The 14,961-nt window shown below is 55.4% G+C and carries 17 protein-coding genes; 9 read left to right on the top strand and 8 right to left on the bottom strand.

Features of this window, described 5'->3' with window-relative positions; genetic code table 11:
• The first annotated feature begins 78 nt into the window (after positions 1 to 78).
• Both QF039_RS24775 and QF039_RS24770 read left to right on the top strand, forming a co-directional pair.
• Positions 79 to 567 (top strand): hypothetical protein, encoded by a 489-nt coding sequence (locus QF039_RS24775; RefSeq protein WP_019821334.1) that lies wholly within the window; start codon positions 79 to 81, stop codon positions 565 to 567.
• A 235-nt stretch (positions 568 to 802) separates the two neighbouring features.
• The gene (locus QF039_RS24770; RefSeq protein ID WP_008432855.1) at positions 803 to 1,126 is read left to right on the top strand and encodes a hypothetical protein; all 324 of its coding nucleotides are present in this window, start codon (positions 803 to 805) and stop codon (positions 1,124 to 1,126) included.
• A 32-nt stretch (positions 1,127 to 1,158) separates the two neighbouring features.
• Here the strand turns inward: QF039_RS24770 and QF039_RS24765 are convergent, their stop codons facing one another.
• The 5 genes from QF039_RS24765 to QF039_RS24745 are packed head-to-tail and all read right to left on the bottom strand — an operon-like array spanning position 1,159 to position 5,807.
• Positions 1,159 to 2,673, bottom strand: coding sequence for a conjugal transfer protein TraG N-terminal domain-containing protein (locus QF039_RS24765; RefSeq protein ID WP_008432856.1), 1,515 nt, complete (start codon positions 2,671 to 2,673; stop codon positions 1,159 to 1,161).
• Entirely contained in the window at positions 2,670 to 3,050 is a 381-nt protein-coding gene (locus QF039_RS24760) for a hypothetical protein (protein WP_008432858.1), read from the bottom strand. Before QF039_RS24760 ends, QF039_RS24765 begins: the two co-directional genes overlap by 4 nt.
• Before the next feature lie 8 nt (positions 3,051 to 3,058).
• Positions 3,059 to 4,420, bottom strand: coding sequence for an integrating conjugative element protein (locus QF039_RS24755; protein WP_024073345.1), 1,362 nt, complete (start codon positions 4,418 to 4,420; stop codon positions 3,059 to 3,061).
• A gap of 20 nt (positions 4,421 to 4,440) precedes the next feature.
• Positions 4,441 to 5,382 carry a TIGR03756 family integrating conjugative element protein gene (locus QF039_RS24750; RefSeq protein ID WP_307521185.1) on the bottom strand — a complete coding sequence of 314 codons (942 nt, stop codon included), beginning with the start codon at positions 5,380 to 5,382 and terminating at the stop codon, positions 4,441 to 4,443.
• Positions 5,379 to 5,807, bottom strand: a complete 429-nt coding sequence (locus QF039_RS24745; protein WP_008432865.1) for a TIGR03757 family integrating conjugative element protein — start codon at positions 5,805 to 5,807, stop codon at positions 5,379 to 5,381. The genes QF039_RS24750 and QF039_RS24745 overlap by 4 nt, the downstream gene beginning before the upstream one ends.
• A gap of 948 nt (positions 5,808 to 6,755) precedes the next feature.
• Between QF039_RS24745 and QF039_RS24740 the strand changes: the two genes are divergently transcribed.
• Positions 6,756 to 7,088: a DUF2790 domain-containing protein gene (locus tag QF039_RS24740; protein ID WP_008432869.1), complete on the top strand. Its 333-nt coding sequence runs from the start codon at positions 6,756 to 6,758 to the stop codon at positions 7,086 to 7,088.
• Positions 7,089 to 7,305: 217 nt separating this feature from the next.
• Positions 7,306 to 8,631, top strand: coding sequence for an OprD family porin (locus tag QF039_RS24735; protein WP_008432871.1), 1,326 nt, complete (start codon positions 7,306 to 7,308; stop codon positions 8,629 to 8,631).
• Between the two features lie 464 nt (positions 8,632 to 9,095).
• Here the strand turns inward: QF039_RS24735 and merR are convergent, their stop codons facing one another.
• A complete protein-coding gene (gene merR, locus QF039_RS24730) occupies positions 9,096 to 9,527 on the bottom strand; it encodes an Hg(II)-responsive transcriptional regulator (protein WP_003425050.1) in 432 nt (143 codons plus the stop codon).
• A 71-nt stretch (positions 9,528 to 9,598) separates the two neighbouring features.
• Between merR and merT the strand changes: the two genes are divergently transcribed.
• From merT to merB, 5 genes are read left to right on the top strand one after another with little or no spacing between them, the layout of a single operon-like run.
• A complete protein-coding gene (merT, locus tag QF039_RS24725; RefSeq protein ID WP_003425049.1) occupies positions 9,599 to 9,949 on the top strand; it encodes a mercuric ion transporter MerT in 351 nt (116 codons plus the stop codon).
• Positions 9,950 to 9,966: 17 nt separating this feature from the next.
• Positions 9,967 to 10,242 carry a mercury resistance system periplasmic binding protein MerP gene (gene merP / locus QF039_RS24720; RefSeq protein WP_003425048.1) on the top strand — a complete coding sequence of 92 codons (276 nt, stop codon included), beginning with the start codon at positions 9,967 to 9,969 and terminating at the stop codon, positions 10,240 to 10,242.
• Between the two features lie 12 nt (positions 10,243 to 10,254).
• On the top strand, positions 10,255 to 10,689 hold the full coding sequence (gene merC / locus QF039_RS24715) for an organomercurial transporter MerC (RefSeq protein WP_003425046.1): 435 nt from the start codon (positions 10,255 to 10,257) through the stop codon (positions 10,687 to 10,689).
• A 35-nt stretch (positions 10,690 to 10,724) separates the two neighbouring features.
• Positions 10,725 to 12,407, top strand: a complete 1,683-nt coding sequence (gene merA, locus QF039_RS24710; RefSeq protein ID WP_003425044.1) for a mercury(II) reductase — start codon at positions 10,725 to 10,727, stop codon at positions 12,405 to 12,407.
• A gap of 12 nt (positions 12,408 to 12,419) precedes the next feature.
• Positions 12,420 to 13,058, top strand: a complete 639-nt coding sequence (gene merB, locus QF039_RS24705; RefSeq protein WP_003425042.1) for an organomercurial lyase MerB — start codon at positions 12,420 to 12,422, stop codon at positions 13,056 to 13,058.
• A 92-nt stretch (positions 13,059 to 13,150) separates the two neighbouring features.
• Here merB and QF039_RS24700 read toward each other — a convergent pair whose 3' ends face one another.
• Both QF039_RS24700 and QF039_RS24695 read right to left on the bottom strand, forming a co-directional pair.
• Positions 13,151 to 13,450, bottom strand: coding sequence for a plasmid pRiA4b ORF-3 family protein (locus QF039_RS24700; RefSeq protein WP_003425039.1), 300 nt, complete (start codon positions 13,448 to 13,450; stop codon positions 13,151 to 13,153).
• 3 nt (positions 13,451 to 13,453) lie between these two features.
• Positions 13,454 to 14,959, bottom strand: coding sequence for an IS66 family transposase (locus QF039_RS24695; protein WP_003425038.1), 1,506 nt, complete (start codon positions 14,957 to 14,959; stop codon positions 13,454 to 13,456).
• Positions 14,960 to 14,961 lie beyond the last annotated feature (2 nt).

Here is a 14,961-nt window from a genome sequence, read left to right as displayed (position 1 = left end):
CGGAGAAAGGAATGCAGAATTATCGTCGTTTCGGTCTAAGGGCACGGGGCCGCAGATCGACTATGTGAGGAAAAAATGATGGTTTCACTTCGCTACGCTACGAAATCAACCTCAGATAATGTTTGGGCACTTTGTGATTTGATACGTGACAATAAGTGTGATGAGATCATTCTTTTTGCTAGTGTAGGGAATGATCTTGATGATGAGGAAGCAAGGTGGGACAACAACCTTCCTCTGGTTGTCGCCTTAGCTAAATATATTATTCCTCACGTTGATAGCGTCTTGGTCATTTTTGATGGAGTGTTTCTAACCGCTGCGCGTTCCGCTCGTTATGGTGAAGTACGTGAACTGCTGGATGTAGCTATTGCGTCTGACAAGGTTTATTACTCTGGGCAGAGAGCCCCACTTACTAGCGAAATGACTCCTGACGAGGCTGTTTCAACTCTTATTAATTTAGGTTCTATCCAACCGTTGACGGTTGAGTCCAGAGCTGAATACTTTTCTTTGCTTAGTAATTTTACAGAAGACGAGTTAGTTGAAGTTTATTCGACTCGCGAGATGCGTTGATGAGATTGGACCTTTTTCCCGCTGAAAGCGGCCCTTTCGGGTAAGGCTTTTACCCTTGTGAACCATTCCATTCGCTTCTACAAAACCTTTTACCTTTTGGGCCATTTTTGTTGTGAAAGGGGGGCATCTGGTGCTGAAGGCAAAGGCCGTTTGTCTCATGATCTTGCAGCATAGAAAAATCGGTATTATAAGTAATGTCAAATCGCCCCTAGACCGGGTAAGAAGGAGACGCACCATGACCGCACAGACCTCTCAGGGAGTAGCAAGTCGCTTAGGCTATGGCCTGGGTCAGGCTGCGCGCCTCGTTTGGTGCAGTCAGAACCGTACCCTGCGTTGGGTCAAGCGTCTGGTTGTGGCTGCCGTACTCCTATATTTTTCTGCAGACATTTTCAGCGGGATTATCAGCGTTGCAGTATTTACCTTGGTTTTGGGTGGAGGGCTCTGGGCGTTGAATCACAGACCTACGCCTCGCAGAAACCAGATAGAGTATGGTCAATGCTATGGCCCCGATGGCTATGGGTACTATGTTGCTGGTCAACGTGTAGACGACGATGATTAAGGGTCTCATATCAATGATATGAGACCCTTACGTTACATAACGCTACGTTTGACAGTATTCACCCCTTCCTGACCTGCCTTTTGAACATCTTTTGTTCCGCTGGTAAGGCCTTCCAATGCTTTTCCTGCGCTCACCCCTGCCCATCCCAGCGCGCCCATCCAAAACACTGGCAGGATGATGAACATCGAGCCCATCACGAAGTTTAAGATTGCGTCCTGGGTGGCAGTGTTCAAACCCATCACAGGATCAAATGATAAATGCGGAGAACCGGCTCCATATAAAGCGTCCAATATCGTGGTATCGACCCATCTAGCCAGTTGAAACCAAAAGTCCACGAATATCAGAGCGAAAAAAACAACGGACATAGTCATGGCCACTTTTAGTTGGTAAGCCCCGACGATTAGCACCAAGGGAATGCAAATCACCATCGCCATTTTCAAGAACGCCATGACCATCGGTAGCGCCTGGCGAACCATGTCCATCGCTGGAAAATAGGCCATAGATCCTAATGCAACCCCGAGAGTCCCCGCTGCCCGGGCTGCACCATTCCACACAGTTCCGTCGATTTGTCCCCCGTAGTCCGTATAAACATCCCCTTTCACCTGGTTCGACGGCGAGACCAGTTGCCGGACAAGCGAGTCAGTGACTTCGTCCGGGGACAACCACTTTGCCCAGCCGAGCATTTTGGTCATGAGGTCCGGCGACACTTGAGCCTTGATACGGTCCCGCAGTCCCACTCCGCTATCTGACCACCATTGTTTGCAAGTTGGATAGCCCCCACCTCCACCCACTTGTGGTAAACCCACATCACGAGATGCGTTATAGGGCCATGATGCCCTTGGAGTTTTGGAGTAGTCCGTGTCGTAATAACCCGAGGTGTTCAATAAATAGTGCGAACCAATCCAGCTGAGTTCCTGCGCAAAACGAGGGTCATTCCCTTGCGCTCCCAATTCGGGTTGGCGCATGAATAATCTGGCACGGGAGGGTCCATAGCAATCGTGCGTAAAGTCGCCAATTTCCTGAGCCAATAGCGGGTTGTTGATCTTGGTGTTGCTAACTTCCATGCGTACTTGCCGTAAATCAGTCCCGCAGGGAATTGCTGCTACAGCGCCATTGGTTAATCCCTTTGATAATGCATGCATTAATGCCCACCACATGGGCATCTGGGCACTCTTTCCTGCCAGTGAGCTGAATGTTGTGTTCCAGCCTGTGTCTGTGGGTTTAGGTAAGTTGTATTGACATTGCTGAGCTCTACTCTGGTCAAATGCCAAGGTATCAAAACTCACATTGACGGCTGGTACAGCGAAGAATGCGACTACGATGTAGCCAACGTAGATATTGGTTTCGATACGTGCCAGTGAGAGAACGCCTTTGTTGCCCTCATCGGCCCCCTCACCACGGACTTTCAGCCACTCTCGAATAACGATGATGCAGAAGGGGAGGGCGAATAGACCGGTATCTGAAATCATCGCCCAGATACCATTGTTGATGATCCAACCGACCAACGTCAGGTAGTACTCTAAATAGTCATTGGTGTAGAGCGTCACAGAACACCCCCTGCCTGATACAGCACCTTGCTCAGTTCAACCATCAGAAATAATAAGATCACCATTATCTCGATCTTCAACAGGCCTTTGCGCCGTTTCGAGCGTTCTGAGTTCGATAACCGTACCTTGAATTTGAACCAGGCAACGGTCAGTGCGATATAAAGCATTAGGCGCCAGGTAAAGAGCGGCCAATAGTGGTCGGTGCGCCAGGCTTGCCATTGCTCGGCGCTGTCGAACATGTTCATCAGGACAGCGCTGAGTAGGACTACGAGGGCGGCAGTCGCGAGCAAAACACCCAGAACAAGCAGAATGCTCCTCCCGGTTCGTCGAACCAGCGAACGGTTGGGAGCGGCGACAGGCTCCTGTATTTCGGTCATGGCCTTTCTCACTGTTTGTTCTGGGCGGGTGACTGCAACTGGTCCAATCGATTCGTTTCTGGGGCTCCCGGGGACACGCCACGAGAGTCTTCTGCCCGTGCTTTGCTGCGTTCAATGATGGTCAGAGGCGAGTTCTTCGCGAGCTGCTGACGCATGTCCAGTTCCATTTTGAGGTTGCCGATCTCCTGTTGCAGCGAGGAGCTCTGCTGGCCGACTGCCTGGACGGCGAGGTCATTAGCCGCGACGTTCGGTTCCCGACTGCCTGCCATCAAGGTGCGCTGTAGGGTCAGAGCTTTCTCCAACACATCGGACAACGCGACTTCGGAGGCAAGCCGGCGAGCGAGTACGTCCTGGTCGCGCTCATCCTTGAGTGCTGCTACAACGCCTCGGGTGATGGGTAACGAGTTGCTGCTCGCTGCTTCCAGGTTTTCTAGCGACAGCGTTTTGCTTCCGCTCAGCAGTTCCTGCAGGGCCTTCAGCTTGGTGTCGTACGTTTCCTGGATCAGCGGCGTGAGGCCGACGCCTGCGGCTGTCACCGTTTTAGGGCAACTGTCACAGGTCTGCTGTTGTTGTTCACCCAGGACACGATTGGCAAAGGTGGTGGCTTCCTGGGGCGATGACCAGACATTGCACACCATGCCGTTGTTGCAGTTCGCTTTACTGATGGATGCGGTGTCGCCGGCCGCGCGCTTGTTCAGAAGGTTGTAGCCCGCCTTGGTGACGTCGCCTACGATACGAATTGGCTTCTGACCGGAACCACCTGCTCTATCACCACCAACCCAAGTGACGCCATCGTTTCCACCTTTCTTTTCGACTTGTTCCACCGCCGACACTGCGTCTGTGTTGGATGTTAGCGCCTGACTCATAGCCTGACCTTCAGCAAGCTTGCCCCAGCCCATTTGGTTACCGGCGATATCCGCCATCTTTTCGCCAATGGCGCGGCAGGTGCCTTTGGAGCGGTCGAAGTCCAGGCGGGCCTGCAAAATGCCGTTGGTGATGAGGTTGTATAGCGCCGGGTTCGCACGTTGAAGAATCAGTGCCGGCAGCGAAGCCACGGCGCTGGTGGCGCTCTGTACCACCGAGCTCATGATGTTTTTGAAGCCGGAAGTGGCACCATTCAATTGGTTTTCAAGGGTTGTGCTCAGGCTCATGTTTCCGCAGATTAGATTGGTATTCCAACCGCCTCCCACAGAAATACTATCCATGTTGCCTGCGCTCCCCATGGTGACTGCGTTGCCGCCGCCAATGCTATACAGCACGTTGTCCCCAATGACGCTTCCGGAGGAGGAGACGTTGATTGGATCAGCAGAGAGCGCTATTGCACTGCTGAGGCTGCAGGCGAGCCCTATCGCCAAGGTAGTGAGTTTCATGCTTTGCTCCGATCGCTGTTTCATTGGAAGTCCGTACTGCCGAGGAAGGTCTGTCCTCGACGCTGGCAACACGAATAAGGGCGCCAGAGTGCCCAGGCGTAGCCGCCATCCTGCGCATCGATGTTCGGATCGATGGTGGGAAAGGTTGCGCAAGTCGGGTTGAGGACTGGGGTGAGCTCTTGCCACTTACCAGTGGAGGCGTCACCTTCGCGTAGCGGCCCTGCGGGCCAGTAACCGGGGTAGGGAAGGGCGAGCATCGGCAAGTAGACATGGACCTGGCCTGGGCGGGTAACCACGTCGCCGGCACGCTGCGCAATAACTGCGCCCGTTTTGTAGTCGTCAGTCTGGTTAAGGAAGCCGCTACGCGGGTAGACGTTCCCCCAGCTGCTTGCTGAGAGCAGGCTACCGACTTCGCGCATGCCCGGAATGAGTGCTTCGGGGTATACGGATTCCGGGACGCCGTATCGCCAAGCAATGGGGTCAAGGGTGCTCAGAAAGTAAGGCACAAGCGGTAAGGTTGCGCCTTTGCATACATAGCCCGAGGCGCTGGCAAACTGACTCAACACCGCACCACCTGGATGGCCGATGACATCGGCTTCCTTAAATTTGATGATGTTGTTCTCTGCAACGTGATTGGTAGTGCCGTCGTTGCCCGCTTGGGCCATCGGATTCGGGGTGCCAAGAGGTGACATCTCTATCCAAGGGTTCATCCCGGTATTCGCATATGCAGACACCACAGCGTCCGGTACGTAGTGACGAACCTTGGTCGAGGTTTTGACTTTGCATCCGAATGGCGTGCAGAGCAGCCAATAGCAGATGCCGACCACTTTGTACTCCAGGCAGGTTGGTGACAGGGTCGAGGCAATAATCGCTGCCGAGTTGATCGCAGCCGATGCACTGAATGACAGGCTGAAAGTGATAGCCAGCGACAAAGGCCGGATCGCAAAACGTGAGCGTCTCATCGTGACAGGCTCCGTGCTCGTTCAATCAACGCGACGGCTTTAGCTGCGTCAGGCTCGCCGTACACGACGTAGCGACGATCTACGACCACGGCTGGGAGTTTTTCGACTCGCAGGCTCCAGGCGTCTATGACGCCCTGCTGGGCTTGGGCCAACTCGTTTTGCAGATGCTTCCCTGCAGGGCTGACAAGGTAGCGTTGAATGGCCGCTTCTGCCTGGCGTGGATCGGCGGGTAGTTGGTTGGAAAGTTGTTCTTCAAGGCGCTGCTGATCATCCAGGAAGATGACGCGAGCGCCAGAAGGTGCGGATACTGGATGTGCTCGGTTTGTAATGACCCACGTCTCCGCGTGGGACGCAGTTGACAAGAACAGTAGCAGTGAAAACAGCCAGCGCCGCGTTTCGCTAATGTGGGTAAGGATCTGGAGCATGGCACCGTACCTGATATGGATTCAGGTACAGAAGACCGGATGGCTGTCTTGAGCGCAGTAAGAAATAGGAATTTGGAAGCTTTGGGTATTTGAGAGCGACGAATTCGTGTGGGTTGGATTAGAGATGGCACTTGGTCGGCTCAAATTGACGACGCAGTGAGTACGCAGTTAACTGGCTATCCACACAGCAAGAGTTCAAGCCAAGTTTATGAGGCGACCCTTCTTGGCCCCATCGCCGCCGATGGTCCACAGTACGCCAGTCGGACGAGTCTCGCCACCGCCCCACGACATAACGAAAAATCACTTCTATTGAAGCTTCGGGCGACATCAACGGCAAAATGCTCGCCCTGCCGATATCGTCAGCGGGTTTGGTCGTGCTGGAGAAAACAACCTCAAGATTCGAAGGCTTTATCTTTATCCTTGGGCAGGCAGTAGTTTGTGCTGTCCTGCTTGAGATCCTTCACGATCAAATGTTGCAAACGGAGCGCCTGCTGCACAGCTTCAATGTCATCTTCGATGACGTTAAGGATAAGATAAAAACCTATCCTCCGAGACCGTATTGCTGTTAAAGACCATCCTGCCGATTGCGTTTTCGGTGCTCTACGTAGTGCCTAATTTCCGCAGCCCATGAGGCTTTTGTGACACGTTCGTAGTCTCATTTAGCTACGCCCAAACGATTCATCCGCCTGTAGCGGTCAAAGCCGCTTTTCATAATAGGAAGATATGCATTTTTATAAAAAATCTCTAGATGCTCCAGGTGGGATACGAGTTGATTTCTGATGGTCGTATGATGCATTCAGCGTGCTCTGCCAATAAAGCTAAACTTTAAATAGTTGAACTCACGAGCTCTACGAGAGGCCTTACAGATATGTAATATTCGCGGCAGCTTCCTGAAAGGCATCACTGGTTATCCTCTAGTCAGAAGTAAGTGAGCACTAGGAGAAAATCATGAAATTATTAAAAGTTGTTTTTGCCGCTTCCATCTTGACCATGTCTTCTTTGGCCATGGCTGAAGGAGGTGGTGACCGTGTTTATGGTCGAATGATGCAAGAGAACCAGAAGGCGATGGAGCAGTACGCCTTAGAAAACGGAAAGGCGACACCTGAAGTTGTTCATTATGAATACGGAATGAACCTCGATGTCCAGAAGGTAATCAGTACCACTCAAGCCAATAAAACCTGTGGCGTAGCCCCTTCGCGCATGACCTATGAAGATTCGGCGGGCAAGCTCAACACCTTGGAATACAAGGTTATGGGTACTAACTGCCCTCACGGAAGTTAATTAGCGTTAGCCCTGACTGCGCAAGGTTGTTCGGTATGTTTTGAGCCTGCTTGCTGTTCGCTGACACAGAAGTAATTTTCAGGTCACGCTGGAGTTATCTATTGTATGAAATTATGTCTGCCGGCACGTAGGAGAAATCCTCACGTGCTGGTGGCTTTTATAATTATAAAAAATATTTCATAAAGAAACTCTGCCAAGCTAAAGCCTGGAGTGTTAAATGAACAATAAAAGCATTTATGGTCTTTCTCTCATTTCCCTTGGCATGAGCATGGGGCAAGTTGCAGTAGCTGTGGAGCAAAAGCCTGAAGGGTTCATTGAGGGGAGCACCTTTAGTATTCTCAATCGGAATCTCTATCTCAATCGTGATTATCGAAAGGGTCAATCAAGCCCCACGGGCAATGGTTACTCAGCCGAATGGGCTCATGGCATCATTGGCCGATTCGAATCAGGCTTTACTCAAGGTACCGTAGGCTTCGGCATTGATGCGTTTGCAATGGAAGGCCTCAAGCTCGATTCAGGTGATGGTCGCTCGGGAGCCCGTAGCTCAGTCGATGTCTTGCCGCACAATAGCAAAGGCCAACCTGAAGACTCCTACTCAAAAGTAGGCGGGGCCGCAAAAGTGCGTTTCCTGGATACAGTCGTCAAGGTAGGCGACGTATTTCCATCGACGCCTGTCGTTGCCTATGGGGATTCCCGACTTCTCCCGGAGAGTTTCCGGGGTGCAACGTTCACTAATACCAGCATCAAAGGCCTGACCCTTCAGGGGGGCCGGCTGCATGCGATGAGCCAACCCAATTCCAGTAGCATGCGTGACGGCTTTTCAACTTTTTACGCCGGTGTAGTAGATGCTCCATGGATCGCTTATCTAGGGGGCGATTACACGGTCAATGAACACGTAGGTGTGAGTCTTTACACCAGCCAATTCAAGGATGTGTGGAACCAATACTACGCGGGCACCACATTGAGCTATCCACTCTCAGAAAGCGTATCGCTAATTGGCGGCTTTAATTACTACCGAGCGGTTGATGAGGGTGAAAAACTTCTGGGAAGCTTCGATAACAAGATCTGGAGCGGCAAGACCGGGGTCAAATTCGGAGCGCACGCCGTGACCGTTGGTTACCAGCGCAATAATGGTAACGACGACTTTGACTACCTTCGCCAGTCCGACTCAATTTTTTTGGATAACTCCATTCAGTACAGCGATTTCAACTCACCGAAAGAGCAATCCTTGCAGCTGCGCTACGATCTAGATATGCAGGCTTTCGGCATCCCCGGTCTGAGCTTCATGACCCGCTACGCTAAGGGTTGGGATGCGGACTATTCCAACGCAAACAGCGTGTACATGCGTCGCGGAGCGGACGGTGCCCCATTGCAGGACCAAAAGCGTTGGGAGCGAGACATCGAGGCTAAGTATGTCATCCAGTCAGGCTCACTGAAGGACATGTCTTTACGTGTCCGCCAAGCAACGACACGAGCTACCGATTTCGAATCTGATTTGGACGAGGTCAGACTGATTGTTGAATATCCACTGCAACTCCTTTAACGGGCATTAGCCATCGGCATCAACTGTCCGGTATCCCCGATACACCCCGTCTCCTTGTTTCTCCTTTGGTTTGGAGACGGCTTAGGCGCCCTAGTGGCGCCTTTTTTTGTGGATTGAAGAAACTGTTGGTATATCCATCCCGGCGGCGAGCGTCCCTGGGGTTGTATGGCTGATTGGTAAGCGTCCGAACTACACCGCCTTGCATCTCAGACCTTAATCCCCTTTAACCGCTGATTGACGCGCTCACACTCAAAAACTGCGAAATTGCACCCCACTTGACCACCCATTTGCGTTGCAACTGACCAATCATTTGCATTCGAAGTGATCAGGACTCTCGGCTCTGTAGGGTAAGAGCGTGGCTAAAAGCAGACCGTAGGTTTGGCCAGTCAACGGGGCTCATTGAGCGCCGCTCTTTTCCTGTTCAAGCCGACAAACAGGGGGGCAATGAAACGGGAAATCGTAGGCTAAGGCGCGAAGTTTTCGTGGCTATCTATTCCATGCAGCGAATCGATCAGCGGGCAGCTAACCGTCCCGTGGCTCGCGCAACAGTCATCAACCAACTGCGCCAGGACCAACTCGATCCGCCGCAGATCCGCAAGTTTCCCCCGCACGTCTTCGAGCTTCTGCTCGGCGTGCACACGCGCATCATTGCAGTGCGTACCGTCATCGAGCCGCAACAGTCCGGCCACTTCATCGAGGCTGAAGCCCAGCCGTTGTGCGGACTTCACGAATTTCACCCGTGCAATATCCGCCTCGCCGTAGCGACGAATGCTGCCGTAGGGCTTGTCCGGTTCGGGCAACAGCCCTTTGCGTTGATAGAACCGAATGGTTTCCACGTTAACCCCGGCTGCCTTGGCAAAGACGCCAATGGTCAGGCTTTCCGCAGTGTTTTTCATACCGCTTGACTCCGTACCTGACTACGGAAATAACCTTAACCCATCGATCAAACATTCGAAAGGTTGAACCCATGTCTGAATCACAAAAGGGCCGTGGTGCACTCCTCGCTGGAGGTCTGGCGGCGATCCTTGCGTCCACCTGCTGCCTGGGCCCGCTGGTGCTAATTGCCCTGGGCTTCAGCGGCGCCTGGATCGGTAATCTCACCGTTCTGGAGCCCTACCGCCCGTTTTTCATCGGCGCGGCATTGTTGGCGCTGTTCTTCGCTTACCGGCGCATTTTCCGCCCGGCTCAAGCCTGCAAACCCGGTGAGACCTGCGCAATTCCGCAGGTACGAACTACCTACAAGTTCATTTTCTGGCTCGTGATGGCACTCGTGCTGGTCGCGCTCGGTTTCCCCTACATCCTCCCGTTGTTTTACTGATCAGGCAGGAGTCTCCCATGAAAAAGCTGTTTGCCGCTCTCGCGCTCATTGCCGTGGTTTCCCCGGTGTGGGCCGCCATCCAAACCGTCACCCTGTCGGTACCGGGCATGACCTGCGCCGCCTGTCCGATCACGGTCAAGAAAGCGCTGACCCAGGTCGAGGGCGTGACCAAGACCGAGGTGAGTTTCGAGAAACGCGAAGCCATCGTGACCTTCGACGATGCCAAGACCAACTCCGAGGCCCTGACCAAGGCGACCGAGGATGCCGGCTATCCATCTACCATCAAGCAATAGGAGGAAATACCAATGAGAAATCCTCTCAATCTGTTCACGCGGATCGGTGACAAAGCCAGTTCCGTCGGTGTGCTGGTTTCAGCCCTAGGCTGCGCCGCGTGTTTTCCTGCTCTGGCTAGCTTAGGCGCTGCAATCGGTCTGGGCTTTTTGAGCCAGTGGGAAGGCCTGTTCATCACCACGCTACTGCCCTTGTTTGCGGCCCTGGCGCTGCTCGTCAATTCCCTTGGCTGGCTCAAACATCGGCAGTGGCAGCGAACTGCACTCGGCCTGATAGGCCCTGTCCTGGTCTTGGCTGCGGTGTTTTTGATGCGGGCTTATGGCTGGCGGAGCGGTTGGCTGCTCTATATCGGTCTGGCCCTCATGCTTGGGGGCTCGATCTGGGATCTCGTGTCGCCCGCCCACCCCCGTTGCGCCCCGGGTGCCTGCCCACCACAGCCAAAACAGTAATGCCGCAAAGAGACCCATTTGAGGAAGTAAACGCTATGACCACACTGCGAATCCACGGTATGACCTGCGCCTCCTGTGCCGACCGCGTCAGAGATGCTCTGGAGGGAATCTCCGGCGTGCACCGGGCGGACGTCTCCTACGCCGGTGGGAAGGCCGAAATGACGGCCGACGCGGCTGTCAGCCGTGAACAAATGCAAGCCGCCGTCGAGGCCCTTGGGTATCAAGCGTCGTTCGAAGTCGCCTCGCTACAACCGCGCCCCGGCCAGCTCGATAAGGCGCTGGGCTGGTTGCGCAGCGACACCGAGGTCGGCAAAAACGGCGACGCGCTACACATTGCAGTCATAGGCAGCGGCGGTGCGGCAATGGCGGCCGCCTTGAAGGCGGTGGAAGCCGGCGCCCGCGTCACTCTGATCGAGCGCGGCACCATCGGCGGCACTTGCGTCAACGTCGGCTGCGTGCCGTCGAAAATCATGATTCGCGCCGCGCATGTGGCTCATTTGCGCCGCGAGAGTCCGTTCGATGACGGAATGCCCGCCACGCCGCCGACCGTCCTGCGCGAGCGGCTGCTCGCGCAACAGCAAGGCCTTGTCGACGAACTGCGTCACGCCAAGTACGAAGGCATTCTGGAGAGCACACCAGCCATCACCGTGCTGCGTGGCACCGCTCGCTTCCAGGACGGCCACACGCTCAGCGTCGAACTGGTCGAGGGGGGCGGGCGCGAAGTCGCGTTCGACCGCTGCCTGATCGCTACCGGCGCCGGTGCGGCCGTGCCGCCGATTCGCGGGCTGCAAGACACCCCCTATTGGACCTCGGAGGAGGCACTGGCCAGCGCCAGTATTCCGCAACGGCTCGCCGTGATCGGCTCATCCGTGGTGGCCTTGGAGCTGGCGCAAGCCTTTGCCCGGCTGGGTAGCCGCGTCACCATCCTGGCGCGCAACTCGCTGTTCTTCCGCGAAGATCCGGCCATCGGCGAGGCGCTGACCGCAGCCTTCCGCATGGAGGGCATCGACGTGCTTGAGCAGACACAAGCCAGTCAGGTGACCCACGCCAACGGCGAATTCGTACTGACCACCAACCACGGTGAACTGCGCGCCGACCAACTGTTCGTCGCCACCGGCCGCACGCCCAACACCCAAAGCCTGAACCTGGAAGCGGCGGGTGTACTGTTGGATGAACGCGGCGCCATTCAGATCGATCAGGGCATGCGCAGTAGCGCAGTGGATATCTATGCAGCCGGCGACTGCACCAACCAGCCGCAGTTCGTCTACGTCGCGGCGGCGGCTGGCACCCGTGCGGCGATCAACATGACCGGCGGCGAAGCTACGCTTAATCTCGATGCCATGCCGGCGGTGGTGTTCACCGATCCGCAGGTGGCCACCGTCGGTTACAGCGAAGCGGAAGCACAGCGCGCAGGCCTCGAAACCGACAGTCGCACGCTGAGCCTGGACAACGTGCCGCGTGCGCTGGCCAACTTCGACACGCGAGGGTTCATCAAGCTGGTCGCCGAAGCGGGTTCTGGTCGGTTGCTCGGCGTGCAGGCGGTGGCCCCGGAAGCGGGCGAGCTGATTCAGACGGCGGTGCTGGCTATTCGCAACCGCATGACCGTGCAGGAGCTGGCCGACCAGTTGTTCCCCTACCTAACCATGGTCGAGGGCCTGAAGCTCGCGGCGCAGACTTTCACCAAGGACGTAAAGCAATTGTCCTGCTGCGCTGGATGAATGGAGAGCACCATGAAATTTGCCCGCTACATTACCGAGATCGCCGAACGTCTCACCCCGACCAACCGGCCCAAAGGTTTTGCGGAGTTCTTGGTCGCGCTACTGGGTGAACTTGCCAAGGGACGCCCGATTTCGCGAACTACGCTTGCCAGGACTCTTGGCTGGCCCGCTGAGCAAGTGGCGGCTGTGCTCGAACAAGCCACCAGTACCGAATACGACAACGATGGGAACATCATCGGCTATGTCCTCACCTTGCGCGAGACGTCGCATGTCTTGGAAATTGACAACCGCCGGCTGTATGCCTGGTGCGCGCTGGACACCCTGATGCTCCCGGCGTTAATCGGCCGTACAGCTCGCGTCTCGTCGCATTGCGCTGCAACTGGAGCACCCGTTTCGCTTACGGTTTCACCCAGCGAGATACAGGCTGTTGAACCTGCCGACGTGGCAGTGTCACTGGTATTGCCGCAGGAGGCGGCCGACGTTCGTCAGTCCTTCTGTTGCCATGTGCATTTCTTCGCATCTATCCCAGCGGCAGAAGATTGGGCCTCCAAGCATCAAGGATTGACTATCGTAAGCGTCCAAGAGGCGTTCGGCGTGGGCCAGGAGCTTAATCGACATCTGTTGCAGACCCTTCCAATGAGAACATCGTGATTGGATTTCGACTCAATGTCCTACGGAGTGGGCATCGGATTTCTCTTTCCGACTTTGATCCGGTGATCCCAGCCATCGCCAAAGTCATAGACCTAGCGGAATGTCCTTTTCCCGTTCAACGCTTTGATCAGAGTCTTGCGGGTCTCCGAGTTCACGGGAGGCCCCCATCCATCGGAGTCGGGAATACCGTAACTCTCACCAGCTATTTCAAACTCATGCAGATGGTCATCGTGCCAGCCCATTGCGATCTGGATCACCGCGTGCAATTTGCCTAAGGTGATGTTCTCGGGCACCGCCACACGGCGCCAGATGGCAGGTTCGATCCACTTCAATTCAATGTGCAGTAGCAACAAATCAGGTTCGGGTTTTGGCAAGCGAACAGTTTTGACCATGGATCAGGCGGCCTCGCAGAGTTCCGTGGAGGCGAGAGAAACGTTCCAGGGCAGCAGTTCGTCGACCCGATTGATCGGGTGGTCGGCGATGCGCTCCAGCACGTGTGTCAAATAGGCTTGCGGGTTCAGGTCGTTGAGTTTGGCTGAACCCACCAGGCTGTAAATCGCAGCCGCTCGTTCGCCGCCGGCGTTGGAACCGACGAACAGATAATTTTTTCTGCCTAGCGCGACAGCACGTAGCGCGCGTTCGGCAGCGTTGTTGTCGATCTCAATTCGCCCGTCATCGCAATAGCGCACCAAGGCCTGCCACCGATTGAGGGCATAGAGAATCGCACCGCCCAATGCCGATTTTTTCGACAGTTGAGTCAGCGTCTGGTTGAGCCACGCGTGGAGTTGTTCCAGCAGCGGACTGGCTCGGCTTTGCCGAACCACTTTTCGCAGGTTGGGCGGTTGCCCTCGAATCTCGCTTTCGATGGCATACAGGGCCGCAATCCGTTGCAGCGCCTCGGCGGCAAGTGGTGAAGCCAGGTCTTTGTAGACCTCGTAAAACTTGCGCCGGGCGTGAGCCCAACACGCCGCTTCCTCAATGGTGCCCGTGGCATATAGTTGAGCAAAACCGGCATAGCCGTCCGCCTGCAAGATCCCGCTGAAGCGCTTGAGATGCGCGCGGGGATGTTGCCCCTTGCGATCCGGCGAGTAGGCAAACCAGACCGCCGCCGGTGTCGCGTCCCCCGTAGGTCGGTCGTCCCGCACGTACGTCCACAGGCGCGCCGATTTGGTCTTGCCGTTGCCCGGCGCGAGCACGCCAATCGGCGTGTCGTCGGCATGGACTTTGTGTCCGCTCATGACGTGGTGCTCAAGGGCGTTGATCAGTGGTCGCAGCAACTGACTGCTCTGGCCAACCCAGTCGGCCAGGGTTGAGCGCTCCAGCTCCACGCCCTCACGGGCGTAGATCTCGGACTGCCGATACAACGGCAAATGATCGACAAACTTCGAGACCAGCACATGGGCCAACAACCCTGGGCCGGCAAGACCTCGGGCGATCGGGCGACTCGGTGCCGGCACCTGGGCGAAGTGCTCGCAGCAGCGGCAAACCCACTTCGGACGGACATGGCGAATGACTTTGAAACGTGCCGGAACGTACTCCAGCACTTCGGACACATCCTCACCTAAATGGCGAAGCGTCCCACCGCAGCCAGTGCATTGCGACTCGGGCTGATGAACGTGGGTTTCGCGAGGTAGGTGTTCAGGCAATGGTTTACGGCGCGAAACTGCGCGAGGTGCCGGCTCGACTGGAGGTGTCATTTCGGCTTGGCTGATTTGCAGCTCATCAAGGCTCAACTGGAGCTGGTCGATCATCGCTTCCAGTTGCTCGGAGCTGCGACCGAACTGCGTACGACGCAGCTTGGCGATCATCATCTTCAAGCGCTCAATCTCTGCGTGCTGGGCAGCGATCAGCGCCTTCAAGGCTTGAAGATCATTCGGCAGGGAGTCGGTCACGAGGGTCATGC

The sequence above is a fragment of the Pseudomonas sp. W2I6 genome, from assembly GCF_030815935.1.
Lineage (GTDB): Bacteria > Pseudomonadota > Gammaproteobacteria > Pseudomonadales > Pseudomonadaceae > Aquipseudomonas.
Note: the sequence above shows the minus strand (reverse complement) of the source record. Positions and strands in the feature narration are given on the sequence as shown.